The 16,767-nt window shown below is 64.3% G+C and carries 16 protein-coding genes; 5 read left to right on the top strand and 11 right to left on the bottom strand.

The genetic code is table 11. The features are described 5' to 3' along the window. Window positions 1-403: 403 nt before the first annotated feature. On the top strand, window positions 404-1,009 hold the full coding sequence (locus AC1D1F_RS21370; RefSeq protein ID WP_477678402.1) for a hypothetical protein: 606 nt from the start codon (window positions 404-406) through the stop codon (window positions 1,007-1,009). Window positions 1,010-1,099: 90 nt separating this feature from the next. Continuing rightward, window positions 1,100-1,546 carry a PaaI family thioesterase gene (locus tag AC1D1F_RS21375; RefSeq protein WP_477678401.1) on the top strand — a complete coding sequence of 149 codons (447 nt, stop codon included), beginning with the start codon at window positions 1,100-1,102 and terminating at the stop codon, window positions 1,544-1,546. Window positions 1,547-1,601: 55 nt separating this feature from the next. Here AC1D1F_RS21375 and AC1D1F_RS21380 read toward each other — a convergent pair whose 3' ends face one another. From AC1D1F_RS21380 to AC1D1F_RS21405, 6 genes are all read right to left on the bottom strand, one after another. Further along, window positions 1,602-2,090: a hypothetical protein gene (locus AC1D1F_RS21380; protein ID WP_477678400.1), complete on the bottom strand. Its 489-nt coding sequence runs from the start codon at window positions 2,088-2,090 to the stop codon at window positions 1,602-1,604. A gap of 52 nt (window positions 2,091-2,142) precedes the next feature. Beyond that, the gene (locus AC1D1F_RS21385; protein ID WP_477678399.1) at window positions 2,143-3,123 is read right to left on the bottom strand and encodes a hypothetical protein; all 981 of its coding nucleotides are present in this window, start codon (window positions 3,121-3,123) and stop codon (window positions 2,143-2,145) included. Between the two features lie 120 nt (window positions 3,124-3,243). After that, entirely contained in the window at window positions 3,244-4,812 is a 1,569-nt protein-coding gene (locus AC1D1F_RS21390) for a DHA2 family efflux MFS transporter permease subunit (RefSeq protein WP_477678398.1), read from the bottom strand. 75 nt (window positions 4,813-4,887) lie between these two features. Next, window positions 4,888-6,306 carry an EmrA/EmrK family multidrug efflux transporter periplasmic adaptor subunit gene (locus tag AC1D1F_RS21395; RefSeq protein WP_477696840.1) on the bottom strand — a complete coding sequence of 473 codons (1,419 nt, stop codon included), beginning with the start codon at window positions 6,304-6,306 and terminating at the stop codon, window positions 4,888-4,890. Between the two features lie 53 nt (window positions 6,307-6,359). Further along, on the bottom strand, window positions 6,360-7,823 hold the full coding sequence (locus AC1D1F_RS21400) for an efflux transporter outer membrane subunit (protein WP_477696841.1): 1,464 nt from the start codon (window positions 7,821-7,823) through the stop codon (window positions 6,360-6,362). A gap of 109 nt (window positions 7,824-7,932) precedes the next feature. Next, the gene (locus AC1D1F_RS21405) at window positions 7,933-8,466 is read right to left on the bottom strand and encodes a MarR family winged helix-turn-helix transcriptional regulator (RefSeq protein ID WP_477654947.1); all 534 of its coding nucleotides are present in this window, start codon (window positions 8,464-8,466) and stop codon (window positions 7,933-7,935) included. 89 nt (window positions 8,467-8,555) lie between these two features. Here AC1D1F_RS21405 and AC1D1F_RS21410 point away from each other — a divergent pair, with 89 nt between their 5' ends. From AC1D1F_RS21410 to AC1D1F_RS21420, 3 genes are all read left to right on the top strand, one after another. Further along, on the top strand, window positions 8,556-10,340 hold the full coding sequence (locus AC1D1F_RS21410) for an ABC transporter transmembrane domain-containing protein (RefSeq protein ID WP_477678396.1): 1,785 nt from the start codon (window positions 8,556-8,558) through the stop codon (window positions 10,338-10,340). Window positions 10,341-10,505: 165 nt separating this feature from the next. Further along, on the top strand, window positions 10,506-11,822 hold the full coding sequence (locus tag AC1D1F_RS21415; protein ID WP_477696839.1) for a Glu/Leu/Phe/Val family dehydrogenase: 1,317 nt from the start codon (window positions 10,506-10,508) through the stop codon (window positions 11,820-11,822). A gap of 38 nt (window positions 11,823-11,860) precedes the next feature. Further along, window positions 11,861-12,310: a hypothetical protein gene (locus AC1D1F_RS21420; RefSeq protein ID WP_477654944.1), complete on the top strand. Its 450-nt coding sequence runs from the start codon at window positions 11,861-11,863 to the stop codon at window positions 12,308-12,310. Between the two features lie 4 nt (window positions 12,311-12,314). Here AC1D1F_RS21420 and AC1D1F_RS21425 read toward each other — a convergent pair whose 3' ends face one another. From AC1D1F_RS21425 to AC1D1F_RS21445, 5 genes are read right to left on the bottom strand one after another with little or no spacing between them, the layout of a single operon-like run. After that, entirely contained in the window at window positions 12,315-12,824 is a 510-nt protein-coding gene (locus AC1D1F_RS21425; protein ID WP_477678232.1) for a DUF1178 family protein, read from the bottom strand. Window positions 12,825-12,845: 21 nt separating this feature from the next. Then, window positions 12,846-13,460 carry an NUDIX domain-containing protein gene (locus AC1D1F_RS21430; protein WP_477678233.1) on the bottom strand — a complete coding sequence of 205 codons (615 nt, stop codon included), beginning with the start codon at window positions 13,458-13,460 and terminating at the stop codon, window positions 12,846-12,848. Beyond that, a complete protein-coding gene (locus AC1D1F_RS21435) occupies window positions 13,457-13,759 on the bottom strand; it encodes a DUF2818 family protein (protein ID WP_477678234.1) in 303 nt (100 codons plus the stop codon). The genes AC1D1F_RS21430 and AC1D1F_RS21435 overlap by 4 nt, the downstream gene beginning before the upstream one ends. After that, window positions 13,756-15,258, bottom strand: a complete 1,503-nt coding sequence (nuoN, locus tag AC1D1F_RS21440) for an NADH-quinone oxidoreductase subunit NuoN (RefSeq protein ID WP_477678235.1) — start codon at window positions 15,256-15,258, stop codon at window positions 13,756-13,758. The genes AC1D1F_RS21435 and nuoN overlap by 4 nt, the downstream gene beginning before the upstream one ends. A gap of 17 nt (window positions 15,259-15,275) precedes the next feature. After that, window positions 15,276-16,751 (bottom strand): NADH-quinone oxidoreductase subunit M, encoded by a 1,476-nt coding sequence (locus AC1D1F_RS21445; RefSeq protein ID WP_477678236.1) that lies wholly within the window; start codon window positions 16,749-16,751, stop codon window positions 15,276-15,278. Window positions 16,752-16,767 lie beyond the last annotated feature (16 nt).

A 16,767-nucleotide genomic window follows, 5' to 3' on the forward strand; every position in this document is an offset into this window, starting at 1 on the left:
CCCACCCCTTGTGGATGCGCCGAGGAGCGCAGGGCCAGACGGATCAGGGATCGCGTTGTTTGAGCCGAAGGCGAGTTTAGCGAGACCCCGYCTGRACCGAGCACCGCAGGTTGCCCGTAGCGAAGCGMAGGGACGCAGCAACCAGGGTCGCCTTTTCTTTTGCTTACTTTTGGTGTTTGCGTAACTTCGCTTCGCGAAGTGAGCAAACCCCGCGCGCGTAGCGCGCCTTTTGGCGAACAAAAGAAAACCCGCTTTGCGGGTTTCGCTAAAAGTGAGTAGCCGCCGGGCTACCCCCGGCCAGCAGGACTAAGCAAAACACTCAACCGTCAATCCGACCACAGCCTAGACACACAGAGTGACTACACTGGTACCTCCCCCCACAGCCCCACCCCAAACCCAAAAAATGGAATTCTTCACTTTGGTGACCTGCGTCGCCATAGCCGTCTACATCCTCAAACTGTCGGAAGAACGCCGTCGCATCGCCCTGCTGGGCAGCCACCTCGGCCAGTACCAGATCGAAAAACTGATGGAGACCCTGACCGACGGCTACCTGCGGGCGCTGGGCGAGAAGGATGCCGAGCGGCGCGAGCAGGTCTGGAACCAGCTGGCCAGCTCAGAACTAAAGCTGTGCGAGCAGTTCACCCGCTTTGCCACAGGCTTTTCCAAGGTCGATGAAATCGATGCACGCACGAGCAAGCTGCCGATTGCCATCCCCTTCGTTGCCAAACTCTTTCCAGGCCTGACATTCGACATGCGAAAAGTGCTGGCGATCCACGCCCAAGGCATCCTGCAGACGGCAGAAAACAGCGCCCAGCACACGCCCAAGGAAAAGGCCTTCACGATGTCGGCCGAGCTCTTCCTGATGCAGCACAGCTGCCACTGGTTCTGCAAATCCAAAGCTGTTGCCTCGGCGCGCATGCTGGTGCGGCACAAGACATCGCATGAACAACTCGTGGCCTCGGTATCACCTGAGACACGCGCGGCCTACGTCGCCTTGACGGGGCGGTGACGCCTGCGTCACAAGCAGCTGATCTTTCCAACCGCCGGGCTGTCACCCGCGCTACAGCCCGTAGCCTCGGGCAGTCCTATATTTCCAGCCATGACGGAACTCACAATCCTGAACACCCTGCAGGCGGTGAACCAGACCGCCTCCTTCAACCGCTGGGCCGGCTTTGAAGTTGTGCGGGCCTCGGCCGGCGAAGCCGAGATACGCATGGCCTGGCGGGAGGAAGACATGGGCCAGTACGCCGGCTACCTGCATGCGGGCCTGATAGGCGCGATGCTGGACACGGCCTGCGGTTACGCGGCCGCCACCGTGGCCGGCCGCGTACTGGCCTCGCATTTTTCAGTGAACTGCCTGGCGCCGGCCGTGGGCCGCGGCTTTGTGGCGCGCGGGCGCGTGGTGAAGGCTGGGCGCAAGCAGGTGTTTGCCGGGGCGGAGTTGTTTGCCGAGCAGGACGGTGGAGAGTTGCTGCTGGTGGCTACCGGCAATGCGATTTTGGTGCCAGTGGAGGCGGCGCTCAAATCTCCCGCTTCGAGCGCCTGACAGAATTACGCGAGTCACTGCGGCTCCGAGGTCCGGATTCACTGGCCCCTGGAACTCACTTGACATCAAATTCAAAGGTCCGGGCCAAACGGTTCCCAATGAAAACCCGAATGACATAGCGTCCCTGGGGATCCCCCGGAGCCACCGCCCAGGTATTGGCAATGACGCCGCGATCCGGAACCACTTTCCCCTCTTTCACCGAGGTCTTCTGATCCGATGAAATGGTTTGCGATGCATTGGGATCCGACTCGCCCCACGTCGCCGGTTTCCCCGGAAGGGTAAATTCCTCCCGCCAACTCACCTCCTCCTGGGTTGGATTCACCATCACGACCCAGCCATAGATCTGGCCGGGAACAAGTGGAACTTGCCGGGTCGCAACGAAAGCAGGCTTACCGGAGTCAGGCGGATTGAAGAGCCCAAACTCGGCGCGTACAAGCTCCATGTTTTCCGCAACGGCCTTCGGTACTTGATCAGACGTGGCGAAGACAAAGGGCGAAACAAGCGCCAGGATCACAGCAGCGAGGAAATGGGTGGTGATTCGCATGGTTCATGCTTTCATCAAGTTATTGAGTTCGGCTGGAAGGCGTGGAATGAAATCATGGTTTCAATTCCTTCGGCATACGCCCCTTGCGAAAGACGTTCGGCGCAACGAATAGGCGCTCGATGGCCTTGCCCTCAAGTACGTAAGCTTCATCCCCACATGTCTGGCGCCAACCAGGATTGAATGGGAATGTAAGGAAAAGCCTTTGCGGCCCGTATATCGATAGCAGGCGCCAATCGAAGGAACGCCAGTTGACGCAGGCATTCACATCATCGTCGTTCAATTGCCTTTCGCAAATTAACTTTGAGTCGCGAGATTTGCGCTTCAAACAAACGGCATGCGCTTGCTTGTCCTCCTGGAACGTTTTTTCAATCGCCGCTCCAAGGAGAGAATTCAGTTCTTCCTGAGCGTCGGCTTTGAACAGTGATTGAACAGGAATCTGAACGCCAGCTTTGTAGTCGAAAACCAGAGTTTCAATGGCATGCTGCGGCCGGGTACCTCCCAGCCATTCCGTGTACAAGGTAAAGAGAATGTAGGGGCCGAAGATATGTTCAGGGAACAACTCAGATTGCGTATTGGCAGAACCGCGAAGCTCTTTGTCTCGGCCAAGTTCGGACAAAACACGCGAGTCTTTCATGGCCAGTGCTCGACCTGATATCTCAGGGTCACCTTGAAACAAGGCTTTCAGCGCAACCGTTCGAGCCCAGCCATTTAGCCTTCCAAGACGTGCTGCGTTTTTATCGGAAAACACCGGGTATTTCCAGGCTACCGGATAGGCGCCGTTTTCCGGTGGCTCATGAGCACCGGACGGCCATTCCGGAACATCGCCTCCGGCGTATTTGAAGCTCGACGGGGCTTCAACGGTTTCGCTTGCCGCTATTGCAATAGATGTGGACGCTACAAAAACAAGAATTGCGCTTAGGGTCGAAACCAACAGCTTGAAGCACACGCGTGCGGCCAAGACCTGGAAGCTCCCCATGAAATGCCTACGCAAGCCCTGCGGCACAAGCTGGTGATTGCCGTCGAATTTAGACATCGAATTCCTTGAGACCCCATGCGCGGGGCTTCAAGGAATGTATTGCAAATTCGCGTCCCTATGAAAATTCCGCGAAACCCGGCGCACCCTGCTTGCGGTCAGGCGCGCCGTTGCTCTACCTCAATGCGCCCCGGCTGCCGCATCCGCCCCACCCGCCCCCGCATGCGTGGGCCGCGTCAAAAACACCAGCGGAATCAGCAGCAGGAAGATCAGCGCCGAAACATAAAACACGTCGTTGGCCGCGAGCATGTAAGCCTGTTGGTCGGCCAGGCGGTTGATGGTGCCCAGCGCCTGGTCGGGCGTGAGGCCGGCGCCGGCCAGGCCGGCAAGCGCGCTGTTGGTGGCGGTGCTGCCCTGGTTCACGTATTCGCTGATCTGCGCGTGGTGCATGGCGGCGCGGTCCTGCCAGATGGTGGTGGCAATGGAGGTGCCGAAAGAGCCGGCCGTGATGCGCACGAAATTCGACAGGCCCGACGCCGCGGGGATCTTCTCGGGCGAGATGCCCGACAGCGTGATGGTGACCAGCGGGATGAAGAAGAAGGCCATGGCCACGCCCTGGATGATGGTCGGGATCATGATGGTCTGGAAGTCGGCCTGGGTGTTGAAGTGAGAGCGCATCCACAGCACCAGCGCGAACACCATGAAGGCAAAGGCGGCGAAGCGGCGCGGGTCAACCTTGGAAATGTTCTTTCCGACGACGGGCGACAGCAGCAAGGCGAAGGCACCCACCGGCGCCAGCACCATGCCGGCCTGTGTGGCGGTGTAGCCCATGTACTGCTGCAACCACAGAGGCAGCAGCACCACGTTGCCGAAGAAGAGGCCGTAGCCCACCGACAGCGCTAGCGCGCCGGCCCAGAAGTTGCGCCCCTTGAACAGCGTCAGGTCCACCACCGGGTGCTCTTCGGTCAGTTCCCAGATCACGAAGGCGATCAGGCCGACCAGCGCGATGATGGCCAGCGCGACGACCTCGCCGGAGTGGAACCAGTCCAGCTCCTGCCCCTTGTCGAGCATGATCTGCAGCGAACCGACCCAGACCACCAGCAGCGCCAGACCCACCGAATCGATGGGCAGTTTGCGGGTGACGCTTTCACGCTTTCGGAAGATGCTCCAGGTGATGAAGGCCGCACCCAGGCCCACGGGGATGTTGATGTAGAAAATCCAGGGCCAGGAAATGTTGTCGGTGATCCAGCCGCCCAGCAGCGGCCCCATGACAGGCGCGACCAGCGTCGTCATGGACCATAGCGCCATGGCCAGCCCCGCCAGCGCCTTCGGGTAACTCGACAGCAGCAGCGCCTGCGACAAAGGAATCATGGGCCCGGCGACCAGGCCCTGCAGCACGCGCAGGAAGATCAGCGTGGTCATGTTGGGCGCCAGGCCGCACAGCCAGGAGGTGAGCACGAACAGCAGGACGCTGGCCGTGAACAGGCGTACCTGGCCGAAGCGCTGTGACAGCCAGCCGGTGAGCGGCACGGCGATCGCGTTGGCCACGCCGAAGCTGGTGATGACCCAGGTGCCCTGGTTGGGGCTGACGCCCAGGTCGCCGGCGATGGCGGGCAGCGACACGTTGGCGATGGAGGTGTCGAGCACGTTCATGAAGGTCGCGGCCGACAGGGCCAGCGTGCCCCACAGGCGTGCCGAGCCCGTCAGCGGCGGAGGTGCGATGTAAGCGGAAGCAGGTGCGGAAGCCATGAAAGCCTTGCGAAGGAGGGGCTGGTGGAAACCGCGGTGGGGGTTCGCCGCGGTTGCGCGTGCTGGGGCTGTGGCTTAGCGTGCCGGGCGGTTGCCGGCCAGGGACAGCGTGTGGCTGAAGGCCAGGGTCTGCGCATCGGCGCCGGCCTGGGCAGGCAAAGCAGCGCCGCCCGCTGGAAGCAAAGGCTTCGCCGCATTGGCGGCCTTGGCCGACTTCACCGCGGCCTTGCCGGTGTTGGCGGCGATCACGCGCTGCACGTCCTTGTCGGCCGCATCGTCCTGCGCGCCGTAGGTCTGGGTGTGCGCCACGGCGGCATCACGCGGCGCATCGGCCAGCATTTTGCCGTTCTTGTTGCTCACGTCGACTTCAGCGTCCATGGACAGGCCCACACGCAGCGGGTTCTCGGCGAGCTGCTTGGCATCCAGTGCGATGCGCACGGGCACACGCTGCACCACCTTGATCCAGTTGCCGGTGGCGTTCTGCGCGGGCAGCAGCGAGAACGCAGCGCCGGTGCCCACGCCCAGGCCAGCCACTGTTCCCTTGTATTCGACCTTCTTGCCGTAGAGGTCGGCCACCAGAGTGACGGGCTGGCCGATGCGGATGTTGCGCAGTTGCACTTCCTTGAAGTTGGCGTCTACCCAGACCTGCTTGAGCGGAATGATGGACATCATGGGCGTGCCGGCGGCCACGCGCTGGCCGAGCTGCACGGTGCGTTTGGCGACATAACCGTCCACCGGCGCGAGCAGGCCCGCGCGCTGCGTGGCGAGGAAGGCTTCACGCACCCGGGCGGCCGCCACCTGCACGCTGGGGTGCTGCTCGATGCTGGTGCCTTCGGTCAGCGCCTGGTTGCTGGAAAGCTGCTCGCGCGCGGCGACCACGCCGGCCTGTGCGGCGGCCAAGGCGCTTTTGGCGGTGTCCAGTTGCGTGCGGGCGTGGTTGAGTTCTTCCCTGGACACGGCGCCGTTGCCGGTGAGCGACTGGCGGCGGTTGAGGTCGTCATTGGCGCGCGCGATGTCACTTTGCGCCTTGGTGACATCGGCGTCGCGCAGCGCGATCTGCGCGGCCAGCGTGCCGTTGTTGGCGTAGAGCGTGCGCGCCTGGCGCACGGCCTGGGCGAGCGCGGCCTCGGCCTGTTCCAGCGCGACCTTGGCATCGGCCGGATCCAGCTGCACCAGCGCCTGGCCGGCTTTCACGAAGTCGGTGTCGTCGGCCATGATGGCCATGACGGTGCCGCTGATCTGCGGCGTGATCTGGATCACATTGCCCTGCACATAGGCGTTGTCGGTGGACTCGTAATGGCTGGCCACCAGGTATTCATAAGTGGCCCAGCCCAGGCCGGCCACGACCACGACGGCGGCCAGCGCGGTCAGCGCCTTTTTGCGCTTGGGGTTGCCTGCGGGCGCCGGCGCCGGCGCCGGTGCGGCGGCGGGCGTGGCCGTGGGCGTTGGAGAAGCGGATGGCGCTGGAGCGTTGGAGGATTCAGGAGTGTTCATGATGCGTGTTATGTGTTGGGTTAACTTTTGATCGCTGGTCACTTGTTCAGAGTTCAGAAAGCCGAACGAGCCTGCCGCTCCGCGGGCACGGCCTGGCCGGGTGTGTAGCCGCCGCCCAGCGCGCGTATCAGCGCCACCTGCGTGTCGAGCGCGCGGGCCGACAGGTCCACGGCCTGCCGGCGCTGGGCCAGCACACTGGTTTCCGCCGTGAGCACGTTGAGGTAGTTGCCCAGGCCGGCCTTGTAGCGCTGCACGGCAATTTCGTAGGCGCTTTCGGCGGCGTCCTGGGCGGCGCGCTGCTCGGTTTGCTGGCGGGTGATGGCTTGCGAGGAGGCCACCTGGTCGGCGACGTCGCGCACCGCATCGATCACGGCGGCGTTATAGCTTTCCACCGCGGCGTCGAGGTCGGCGGTCTTGCCGCGCAGGTTGGCGCGCAGCCGGCCCGCATCAAAAATCGGCAGGCGCAGCGCCGGGCCCACGCCCCACTGCCTGCTGCCCGAGTCCATCAAGTTGCCCAGGCCTATGCTGGAGAAACCAGCGAAGGCGACGAGGTTGATGTTGGGATAGAACTGGGTCTTGGCATTGGCCACGTCCCTGGTTGAGGCCTCGACACGCCAGCGCGCGGCGGCGACGTCGGCGCGGCGGCCCAGCAGGTCGGCCGGCAGGGTGGCGGCGACCGCGACATTTTTGATCGCGGCTTGCGCGGGTGGATTCAGCGCGGCGGCGGCGTCGGGCTGGCCGACCAGCGCGCCCAGCGCGTTGCGCGTGAGGGCCATCTGCTCCAACACGGTCTCAAGCTGCAGGCGCGCTTCGGGCAGGCCGCCTTCGCTCTGGCGCAGTTCAAGGCGGGTATCCAGGCCGGCGTTGACGCGGTCTTGCACCAGCTTCAAGGTCTCCTCACGCTGGGCCAGCGTGCGGCGCGCCACACTGGCTTGTTCGTTGAGGCGCACCAGCTGGAAATACGTGCGGGCGACATTGCTGGCCAGCAGCACACGCGCGGCCTGGGCGTCGGCTTCGGCGGCGTTGGCGCTGCCCAGCGCGGCATCGAGCGCCGCGCGGTTCTTGCCGAAGAAATCAAGCTCCCAGCTCGCATTGAGCTGGGCCGTGCCGCTTTCGCGGATGGAGCCGGCCAGCGGCGGCGGGACCGCGCCATTGGCGGTGTAGCGCTGGCGGGTCAGGTCGAGCTGGCCGGTGAGCTGCGGCAAGGTGGCGGCGTCGGCCACTTCAATGACGGCCTGCGCGCGCGCCAGGCGGGCCTGCGCGAGCTTGAGGCTGGGGCTGGTCTGCAGGGCCTGCGCGACCAGGGTGTTGAGCTGCTCGTCACCGAAATCGCGCCACCACTCGGCGGCCAGCTGCGCCTGCGCCGAGGCCTGCGTGCCGGCATCGGCCTTCAGGCCCAGCGAGGGCGCGTCGCGCAGGCTGGCCTGCGGCGCAATGCCGGACATGTCGGCGCAGCCGGTGAGGCCCGTTGCCATCAGGCCCACGGCCACCACGCTGGCGGCGGCCACCAGGGCCATGCGGAAGGAGGCGCGCCAGACCGGCAGGGTTTCCTGGGCATTCTGCTGCGCAGTGCCGGAAATGACGGAGTTGGCGGCTTGGTCGGAATCCATGGGAAAGGAACAGGTGTTATTTGTCATGTTGTTCATTCGCTGCTTGGAGGGTGTGCGCGGTTTCGAGGATACGGCGCAGATAGGCTTTGAGGTTTTGCCACTCTTCCACCGAAAATCCGGCCAGGTGGGCGTTCTGCACGCGGCTCAGCACGGCCGGGATTTCCTTGGCGGCATCGCGGCCTTCGGGGGTCAATTCAATGTTCACCACGCGCCTGTCGTCGATGGAGCGGATGCGGCGGCAAAAACCCTTGGCTTCGAGCCGGTCAAGCAGGCGGGTCATGGAGCCCGCGTCAAGCTGGCATTCACGCGCGAGTTCGGCCACGGTGGAGGCTTTTCGGAGATAGAGCTTGAGCATGGGCACCCATTGGGCGTTCGTCAGGCCCTGAGGCTCGAGTTCGCGTGCGACCTGCTGGGAAACGCTGTTGATGATCTGGCGCATCAGGTAGCCGGTGCTCTGGCCGGCGTCGTAATCAGCCGCGCAATAGAAATCGGCCGGCAAACCGCAAAGTGCGGGGCCGGGGGATTCCGGGCGGGTGGGTTTGGAAGTCATGGGTTCGAATAATACATGCCTAGACAATTAATGTCAAGGCGGTGTTTGTTTCGGCAATTTATTGCCCTATTTTTGACTAAACTCCCTGCATGGCTACTCTCCCCTCCTCCCTGGGCCCCAAAGGCTCCCCGCGTTCGCTCTCCGGTCTTTTGCCTTTTTTGCGGCCCTACTGGGGCCACATCCTGGCGGCTGCGGTCTTCCTGGTACTGGCCGCGGTGGCGACGCTGGTGTTTCCGCTGGCCCTGCGCAGCCTGATCGACGGCGGCCTCACAGCGGCCGACAAGGGCCAACAGCTGATGGCCTTGCGTACTCATTTCTTCGAACTGTTTGCCGTAGCCGCCGCGCTGGGGCTTTTTTCGGCGGGCCGTTTTTACATGGTGAGCTGGCTGGGCGAGCGCGTGACGGCCGACCTGCGCAACGCGGTGTATGCCCATGTGGTGCGGCAAAGCCCGGAATTCTTCGAGACCACGCAGACCGGCGAGGTGCTGTCGCGCCTGACCGGCGACACGACGCTGGTGCAGACCGTCGTGGGCTCCTCGCTGAGCATGGGCCTGCGCAATGCCGTGATGGGCGTGGGCGCGCTGGGCATGCTGGTCTATACCAACCCCTATTTGATGGTGCAAGTGCTGGGCGTGCTGGTGCTGATCGTCGCGCCCTCGGTGTGGTTCGGCCGGCGCGTGCGCAAGCTGTCGCGCGCCAGCCAGGACCGCGTGGCCGACTCCAGCGCCATCGCCGCCGAGGTGCTCAATGCGATTCCGGTGGTGCAAAGCTATACCGCCGAAGCACGCGAGTCGGCGCGTTTCGACCAGTCGACCACGAATGCCTTCAACACCGCCGTGCGGCGCGCCCGGGCGCGCTCGGTGCTGGTGGCCTTCATCATCATCGCCACCTCGGCGGCGCTGCTGTGGGGCCTGTACCAAGGCACGCAGGCCGTGATGCGCGGCGACATCTCGGCCGGCCACCTGGGCCAGACCGTGGTCTACGTGATCATCCTGGCGAGCGCCGCGGCGGTGCTGGGCGAGGTCTATGGCGACCTGCTGCGCGCGGCCGGCGCCACAGAACGCCTGATGGAATTGCTGGCCTCGCGCTCACCCGTCACCTCGCCGCCCAACCCCGTGCCGGCGCGGCTGACGCAGGCGGGCAGCGCCATCCAGTTTGAGGCCGTGAACTTTCACTATCCGTCGCGCCCGGCGCAGGCTGCGCTCAGCGATTTCAGCCTGAGCGTGGCGCCCGGCGAAACCGTGGCCATCGTCGGGCCCAGCGGCGCGGGCAAGAGCACGGTGTTCCAGCTGCTGCTGCGTTTTTACGACCCGGCTTCGGGCCGCATCGCACTCGACGGCGTGCGCACGGCCGACATGTCACTGCAAGACCTGCGCGACCGCATCGGCATCGTGCCGCAGGACGCGGTGATCTTTTCCACCAGCGCGCTCGAAAACATCCGCTACGGCAAACCCGGCGCCAGCGACGAGGAAACCCGTGCCGCCGCCCAGGCCGCATTCGCGCACGAGTTCATCACCGCTTTGCCCGAGGGCTACGACACTTTCCTGGGCGAGCGTGGCGTGCGGCTGTCGGGCGGTCAGCGCCAGCGCATCGCGATCGCGCGGGCCATGCTGAAGAACGCACCGCTGCTGCTGCTCGATGAAGCCACCAGCGCGCTGGATGCCGAAAGCGAGCGCATGGTGCAAGCGGCACTGGAATCGGCCATGAAGGGACGCACGACGCTGGTCATCGCCCACCGCCTGGCCACGGTGCAGCAGGCCGACCGCATCCTGGTGCTGGACCACGGCCGGCTGGTGGAGCAAGGCACGCACACCGAACTGGTGAACCGCGGCGGCGTGTACGCGCGGCTGGCCGCTCTGCAGTTCACGGTCTGACACCCATCGATCCGGCCGCCTGGACCTTGCCGCCGGGTTCAAGACCCGGGATATGCATTATTTGCATAGATAGTGGTGCACAATGCCTTGGACTATTTGAGGGCGGGCTTTTAAGCTCCGTGCATTGACTTTTCCTCTCAAGAAATCCCACAAGGAGTTTTTTCAATGTCACACCCCGCCGCCGCCTCCGGCTCCACCCCCGCCGGCTCCCATCCCCTCCCCTCCTACCTCCAGGCAGACAACCTCGGTCCCTGGGGCAACTACCTGCAACAGGTTGACCGCGTCATCCCACACCTGGGCAGCCTGGCGCGCTGGGCCGAGACGCTCAAGCGCCCCAAGCGCGTGCTGATCGTCGACGTGCCCATCCACATGGATGACGGCACCGTGGCCCACTTCGAGGGCTACCGCGTGCAGCACAACGTCTCGCGCGGACCAGGCAAGGGCGGCGTGCGCTTTCACCAGGACGTCACGCTGTCGGAAGTGATGGCGCTGTCGGCCTGGATGTCGGTCAAGAACGCGGCGGTGAACGTGCCTTACGGCGGCGCCAAGGGCGGCATACGCGTCGACCCCAAGAAGCTTTCGCGCGGCGAACTCGAGCGCATGACGCGCCGCTACACCAGTGAGATCGGCATCATCATCGGCCCCAACAAGGACATCCCGGCGCCCGACGTCAACACCAACGACCAGATCATGGCGTGGATGATGGACACCTATTCAATGAACACCGGCTCCACCTCGACCGGCGTGGTCACCGGCAAGCCGGTCGACCTGGGCGGCTCGCTGGGCCGGCGTGAAGCCACCGGCCGCGGCGTGTACACCGTGGGCGTGGAAGCCGCCAAACACATCGGCCTGGACATCGCGAGCTCGCGCATCGCGGTGCAGGGCTTCGGCAACGTGGGCGGCGTGGCGGGCAAGCTGTTTGCCGAAACCGGCGCGCGCGTGGTTGCCGTGCAGGACCACGGCGGCACGATTTACCGCGAGGCCGGCCTCGACGTGCCGGCCCTGCTCAAGCATGTGGAAGCCAACGGCAGCGTGGCCGGCTTCGCGGAAGCTGAAGTCATCGCCAACGACGCGTTCTGGGACGTGGAGTGCGACATCCTGATCCCCGCCGCGCTCGAGCAGCAGATCACCGCGGCCAATGCCGGGCGCATCAAGGCGCGCATGATCATCGAAGGCGCGAACGGCCCCACCACGCCGGCCGCCGACGACATCCTGCACGACCGCAACATCCTGGTGCTGCCGGACGTGATCGCCAACGCCGGCGGCGTGACGGTCAGCTACTTTGAATGGGTGCAGGATTTCTCCAGCTTCTTCTGGGACGAGGAAGAAATCAACAAGCGCCTGGTCAAGATCATGAAAGACGCCTTCGCCGGCGTCTGGCACGTGGCGCAAGACCAGAAGGTCAGCCTGCGCACCGCGACCTTCATCGTGGCCTGCAAGCGCATCCTGCACACCCGCGAGCTGCGCGGCCTCTACCCCTGATGGCCGAAGCGCCCGACGGCCCTGGCGGGCGGCCTGCGATGGCCGCTTTTCGCCTGCCCGCGGCAGCGCTCTTTCTGGGCGCGCTGGTGGCGGCCCTGGCGGCGCTGCTGGGGCCTTTGCTCGACGGCCCGGCCGTCGCGCGCTGGACCGTGCAAAGCTACGAAGAAGAAAACCTGCGGGCGGCCTTCGCACTGGTCGGTATTCGTCACCTGCCGATGTTCCTGCTCGCGGTGGCCGCCGGCAATGCCGTCTTCAGGCTGCTCAAAAGCACCTCGCCCGCGATGGTGGCGGTGAGCGCCCTGCCTTGGCTGCTCTACGTGGTTGTGACCGGCACGATGGAATCCATGGCCGTCGATGAAAGCCCGTTCAGCTGGATGGGCTATGAGCCGGCCTATTTCATCTGGCCGCATTTCGTCGCCATCCCCCTGGGGCTGTATGCGGCCAGCCGCATGGTGCGGCGGCGCAGTGCAATGCCAGCGCCCGGCTGAGCCGCTACTGCAGCGTTTCCTTGAGCGCCGCGGGCAGCGGCAAGGGCATCACGTCAATGCCCTCTTCCAGCAACTCGGCGGCTTCGCGCACGCTAGTCTGGCCGCGAATGCTGCGCGCATCCTGCTCGCCATAGTGCATGCGGCGCGCCTCATCGGCAAAACGCGTCCCCACATCTTCGGTGTTGGCCAGCACATGGCGCACAGCCTGCAGGAATGCGGCCTGCTGCGCCTGGCTTGCGCCGGACGGTGTTCCGGCGACCGCGGTCAGGCTGCGAGTCGCCGCGCTTTCTTCCGTCTTCACGGCTGTCGAGGATGCCGGATTGCCGGAGACATCCGGGTCCTGGCGCCCGCCCAGGTTGAGCCGCGGCGCGCTCGGGAGTTTTTGCACGCTTTTGTCGGCGCACATCGGGCATTCGACCAGGCCGCGCGACAGCTGGCCCTGGAAATCGTCTTCGGACGCAAACCAGCCTTCAAACGAATGCTGGTGCGAACATTGGAGATTCAGGACTTTCATGCGCGGATTATCGCCCCGCGGTCACGAAGCGGCAGCCTGCCAGTCCAATGCCCATGCGCCCGACAGCACGTTCTGCAGCCACAGCGCGCCGGTCAAGGTTTTTGCATCGGTCACCCGGCCGTTCGCGCACCAGGCCAGCAGCTCGGTGGGCGTGGCGGTGAAGACGTCGAGGAATTCGCCGGCATCGAGCTTGCGCGGGCCGGGCACCAGCCCGCGCGCGAACCAGATGTCGATGAACTCGGTGGAATAGGAGATCACCGGGTGCAGCACACCGGCGCGGGCCCACTCGCGTGCGGTGTAGCCGGTTTCCTCAAGCAGTTCGCGCTGCGCGCAGGCCAGCGAGTCTTCACCGGGGTCGAGCTTGCCGGCGGGGAATTCGACCATGACGGCCTGCACGGGGTAGCGGTATTGGCGCTCCAGCACCAGGCGGCCGTCGTCGCCCTGGGCGACGATCATCACAGCGCCCGGATGAATGATGTATTCACGCGTCGCCTGGCTGCCGTCGGGCAGGCCGACGGTGTCGCGCATGGCGTGCAGGAAGTGGCCCTTCAAAATCTCGGTGGAAGCCAGCCGTGTCTCGACCAGGTGCGCATCAGCCGGCTTGCCGGCGTCATCAGGGCCCGGCGGGGTTTTCATGAGCGGTGCTTGAAGAGATAGCGCCAGGTGAAACCGGGAAAGGCAAAGGTGATGAAGAGCGCGCCGGTGATGGCGTAGAACTCCCAGCCCTGCGGTGCGATCTGGCCGGTACGCTGCTCGAGGTACAGGCCCAGGCCGCCGACGAGAAGGTACCAGACCACCATCTCCCCCACGCGGGTGGCGAGGTTTTTGGGCTGATTCAGGGCGTAGACCGCGAACAGGCGGTTGCTGACAAAAGGCAGGTTGGCCGCCAGCAGGGCCAGCAGCACGACCAGCCAGACCGAGGCCGTCTGCGTCATGAACCCAGGGATTTGACGATGCTGCTGATGGACTGCGAGCACAACGTCATCAGGCCGCCGGGCAGCATGCCCAGAACCAGGATGAGCGCGCCGTTGATCGCCAGCACCACCTTGGCATCCGTCGGGCCGGAGACCGGCTGGGCATTGTGGGCCAGCGGCGCGTCAAAGTACATGACCTTGACCACGCGCAGGTAATAAAACGCGCCGACCAGCGACATGAGCACCGCGAAAACCGCCAATACGATGTAGCTGGCCTGTTGCGATGAAATCAGCGCCTGCAGGACGGACAGCTTGGCATAAAAACCCACCAGCGGCGGCAGGCCGGCCAGCGAGAACATGCTGATGGCCATCACGCCTGCATACAGCGGGCTACGCTGGTTCAGGCCGGCCAGGTCGACGATGTCCTCCGACTCGTGCCCGGCGCGCGCCAGCAGCATGATGATGCCGAAGGCGCCCAGGGTGGTGAGCACATAGGTCAGGGCGTAGAACATCGCCGCGCTGTAGGCGGACTCGGTGTTGAGCTGGTTGCCGTTGACCACGCCGGCCAGCAGGCCGAGCAGCAGGAAACCCATCTGGGAGATGGTCGAGAACGCCAGCATGCGCTTGAGGTTGGACTGGGCGATGGCGGCCAGGTTGCCGACCAGCAGCGAGCCTATCGCCATCAGGGCCAGCATCTGCTGCCAGTCGATCGCCAGCGGCAACAGGCCTTCCACCAGCAGGCGGATGCAGATCGCGAAGGCCGCGAGCTGCGGCGCGCCGCCGATCAGCAGCGTAACAGCGGTAGGCGCACCTTGGTAAACGTCGGGCAGCCACATGTGGAAAGGCACGGCCCCCAGCTTGAAGGCCAGGCCGGCCACGATGAAGACCAGGCCGAAAATCAGCACCTGGTGTTTGACCTGGCGGCTGGCGATGGCGTTGAACACCTCGTTGAGGTCCAGGGAGCCGGTCGCGCCGTACAGCATCGACAGGCCGTAAAGCAGGAAACCCGAGGCCAGCGCGCCCAGCACGAAATACTTCATGGCCGCTTCGGTGGCGGTGGCGTTGTCGCGGCGCAGGGCCACCAGCGCATAGCTGGACAGCGTGAGCAGCTCCAGGCCCATGTAGATCACCAGGAAGTTGTGGCCCGAGATCATCACGAACATGCCCAGCAGCGCGAACAGGCTCAGCGTGAAAAATTCGCCGCCGCGCAGCATCTCGCGGTCCGCGGCATAAGGCCGGCCGTAAACCAGCGTGATCATCACGGTGATGCAGGCAAAACACTTGAGCCAGCCGCCCATGGGGTCGCTGACCACCATGTTGCCGAAACCGTAGAAGGTCTGCCCGCCCACTGCGTAGGCGGCCTCCATGGCGCCCACCACGGCCAGGGTCAGTAGCGTGAGCACATAGGTGAGCGTGCGCTGGGGCGTCTTGACGCCCAGGTCCACCAGCGCGATCACGCAGGCCATGGTCAGGAGGACGAGTTCGGGGTAAACCGCGATCCAGGAGAGTTTGTCTATCATCTGAATTCTTTGTAGTTTCAGTTCAGCTTGGACGTCGCGACGTGCTTGAGCAGGTCCGCCACTGAAGTGTTCATCACGTCCGTGAAGGGCTTGGGATAAATGCCCATGTACAGCACGGCAATGGCCAGCAGGGCCAGCATCAGGAACTCGCGGCTGTTGATGTCGGTGAGCGCCTTGACGTCCTCATTGGCCACGGGGCCCAGGTAGACCCGCTTGTACATCCACAGCGTGTAGGCCGCGCCGAAAATCAGCGCTGTCGCCGCCGCGCCGCCTATCCAGAAGTTGTATTTGACGGCGCCCAGGATCACCATCCACTCGCCGACGAAACCGGCTGTGGCCGGCAGGCCGCAATTGGCCATGGCAAACAGCAGCGCGAAGGCCGCGAACTTGGGCATGGTGTTGACCACGCCGCCGTAGCTGGCGATCTCGCGCGAGTGGACGCGGTCATACAGCACGCCGATGCACAGGAACATCGCGCCGGATACAAAACCGTGGGCAATCATCTGCACGATGCCGCCGGAGACGCCGAGGTCGTTGAAGATGAAAAAGCCCAGCGTGACAAACCCCATATGGGCCACCGATGAGTAGGCCACCAGCTTTTTCATGTCCTGCTGCACCAGCGCCACCAGGCCGACGTAGACAACGGCGATCAGCGACAGCGCGATCATCAGCCAAGCCCATTCGTGCGCGGCGTCCGGGGCGATAGGCATGGAGAAACGCAGGAAACCGTAGGCGCCCAGCTTCAGCATGATGGCGGCCAGCACGGCGGAGCCGCCCGTGGGCGCCTCGACGTGCACGTCGGGCAGCCAGGTGTGGACCGGCCACATCGGCACCTTGACGGCGAAGGCCGCGAAGAAGGCGAAGAACAGCAGCGTCTGTATCGTGCCGCCCAGCGGCAGCTTGTGCCAGGTCAGGATGTCGAAGCTGCCGCCCGACTTGTTGTACAGGTAGATCAGCGCCACCAGCATCAGCAGCGAGCCAAGCAAGGTGTAGAGGAAGAACTTGAAAGCCGCGTAGATCTTGTTGGGGCCGCCCCAGATGCCGATGATGAGGTACATCGGGATCAGCGTGGCTTCGAAGAACACGTAGAACAGGATGCCGTCCAGCGCCGAGAACACGCCGATCATGAGCCCGCTCAGGATCAGGAAAGAGGCCATGTACTGGTTCACGCGCGTGGTGATGGCTTCCCAGCTGGCGATGATGACCACCACGTTGATGAAGGCCGTCAGCAGCACGAACCACAGCGAGATGCCGTCGACACCCACGTGGTAATTGACGTTGAAGCGCTGGATCCAGCTGCCCTTTTCGACAAATTGCATGGCCGAAGTGCCCAGCTCGAAGCCGCCGTACAGCGGCAGCGTCACCCCGAAACTGACGACCGCGCCTATCAGCGCGATCCAGCGAACGCTGCGCGCCTGCTCGTCACGGCCCAGCGCCAGCAGAACCACACCGAAAACAATCGGTGTCCAGATCGCAAGACTCAACAAACCCATTCTTGTTCTTCCTTGA

It is taken from the genome of Polaromonas sp. P1_H6 (assembly GCF_056405195.1).

Coding starts and splice junctions, on each gene's coding strand:
- AC1D1F_RS21385 (WP_477678399.1), bottom strand. CDS start 3,123: ATGTCTAAATTCGACGGCAATCACCAGCTTGTGCCGCAGGGCTTGCGT.
- AC1D1F_RS21430 (WP_477678233.1), bottom strand. CDS start 13,460: ATGAAAACCCCGCCGGGCCCTGATGACGCCGGCAAGCCGGCTGATGCG.
- AC1D1F_RS21445 (WP_477678236.1), bottom strand. CDS start 16,751: ATGGGTTTGTTGAGTCTTGCGATCTGGACACCGATTGTTTTCGGTGTG.
- AC1D1F_RS21410 (WP_477678396.1), top strand. CDS start 8,556: ATGGCTACTCTCCCCTCCTCCCTGGGCCCCAAAGGCTCCCCGCGTTCG.
- AC1D1F_RS21375 (WP_477678401.1), top strand. CDS start 1,100: ATGACGGAACTCACAATCCTGAACACCCTGCAGGCGGTGAACCAGACC.
- AC1D1F_RS21405 (WP_477654947.1), bottom strand. CDS start 8,466: ATGACTTCCAAACCCACCCGCCCGGAATCCCCCGGCCCCGCACTTTGC.
- AC1D1F_RS21425 (WP_477678232.1), bottom strand. CDS start 12,824: ATGAAAGTCCTGAATCTCCAATGTTCGCACCAGCATTCGTTTGAAGGC.
- AC1D1F_RS21435 (WP_477678234.1), bottom strand. CDS start 13,759: ATGACGCAGACGGCCTCGGTCTGGCTGGTCGTGCTGCTGGCCCTGCTG.
- AC1D1F_RS21370 (WP_477678402.1), top strand. CDS start 404: ATGGAATTCTTCACTTTGGTGACCTGCGTCGCCATAGCCGTCTACATC.
- AC1D1F_RS21400 (WP_477696841.1), bottom strand. CDS start 7,823: ATGGCCCTGGTGGCCGCCGCCAGCGTGGTGGCCGTGGGCCTGATGGCA.
- nuoN (WP_477678235.1), bottom strand. CDS start 15,258: ATGATAGACAAACTCTCCTGGATCGCGGTTTACCCCGAACTCGTCCTC.
- AC1D1F_RS21415 (WP_477696839.1), top strand. CDS start 10,506: ATGTCACACCCCGCCGCCGCCTCCGGCTCCACCCCCGCCGGCTCCCAT.
- AC1D1F_RS21380 (WP_477678400.1), bottom strand. CDS start 2,090: ATGCGAATCACCACCCATTTCCTCGCTGCTGTGATCCTGGCGCTTGTT.
- AC1D1F_RS21395 (WP_477696840.1), bottom strand. CDS start 6,306: ATGAACACTCCTGAATCCTCCAACGCTCCAGCGCCATCCGCTTCTCCA.
- AC1D1F_RS21390 (WP_477678398.1), bottom strand. CDS start 4,812: ATGGCTTCCGCACCTGCTTCCGCTTACATCGCACCTCCGCCGCTGACG.
- AC1D1F_RS21420 (WP_477654944.1), top strand. CDS start 11,861: ATGGCCGCTTTTCGCCTGCCCGCGGCAGCGCTCTTTCTGGGCGCGCTG.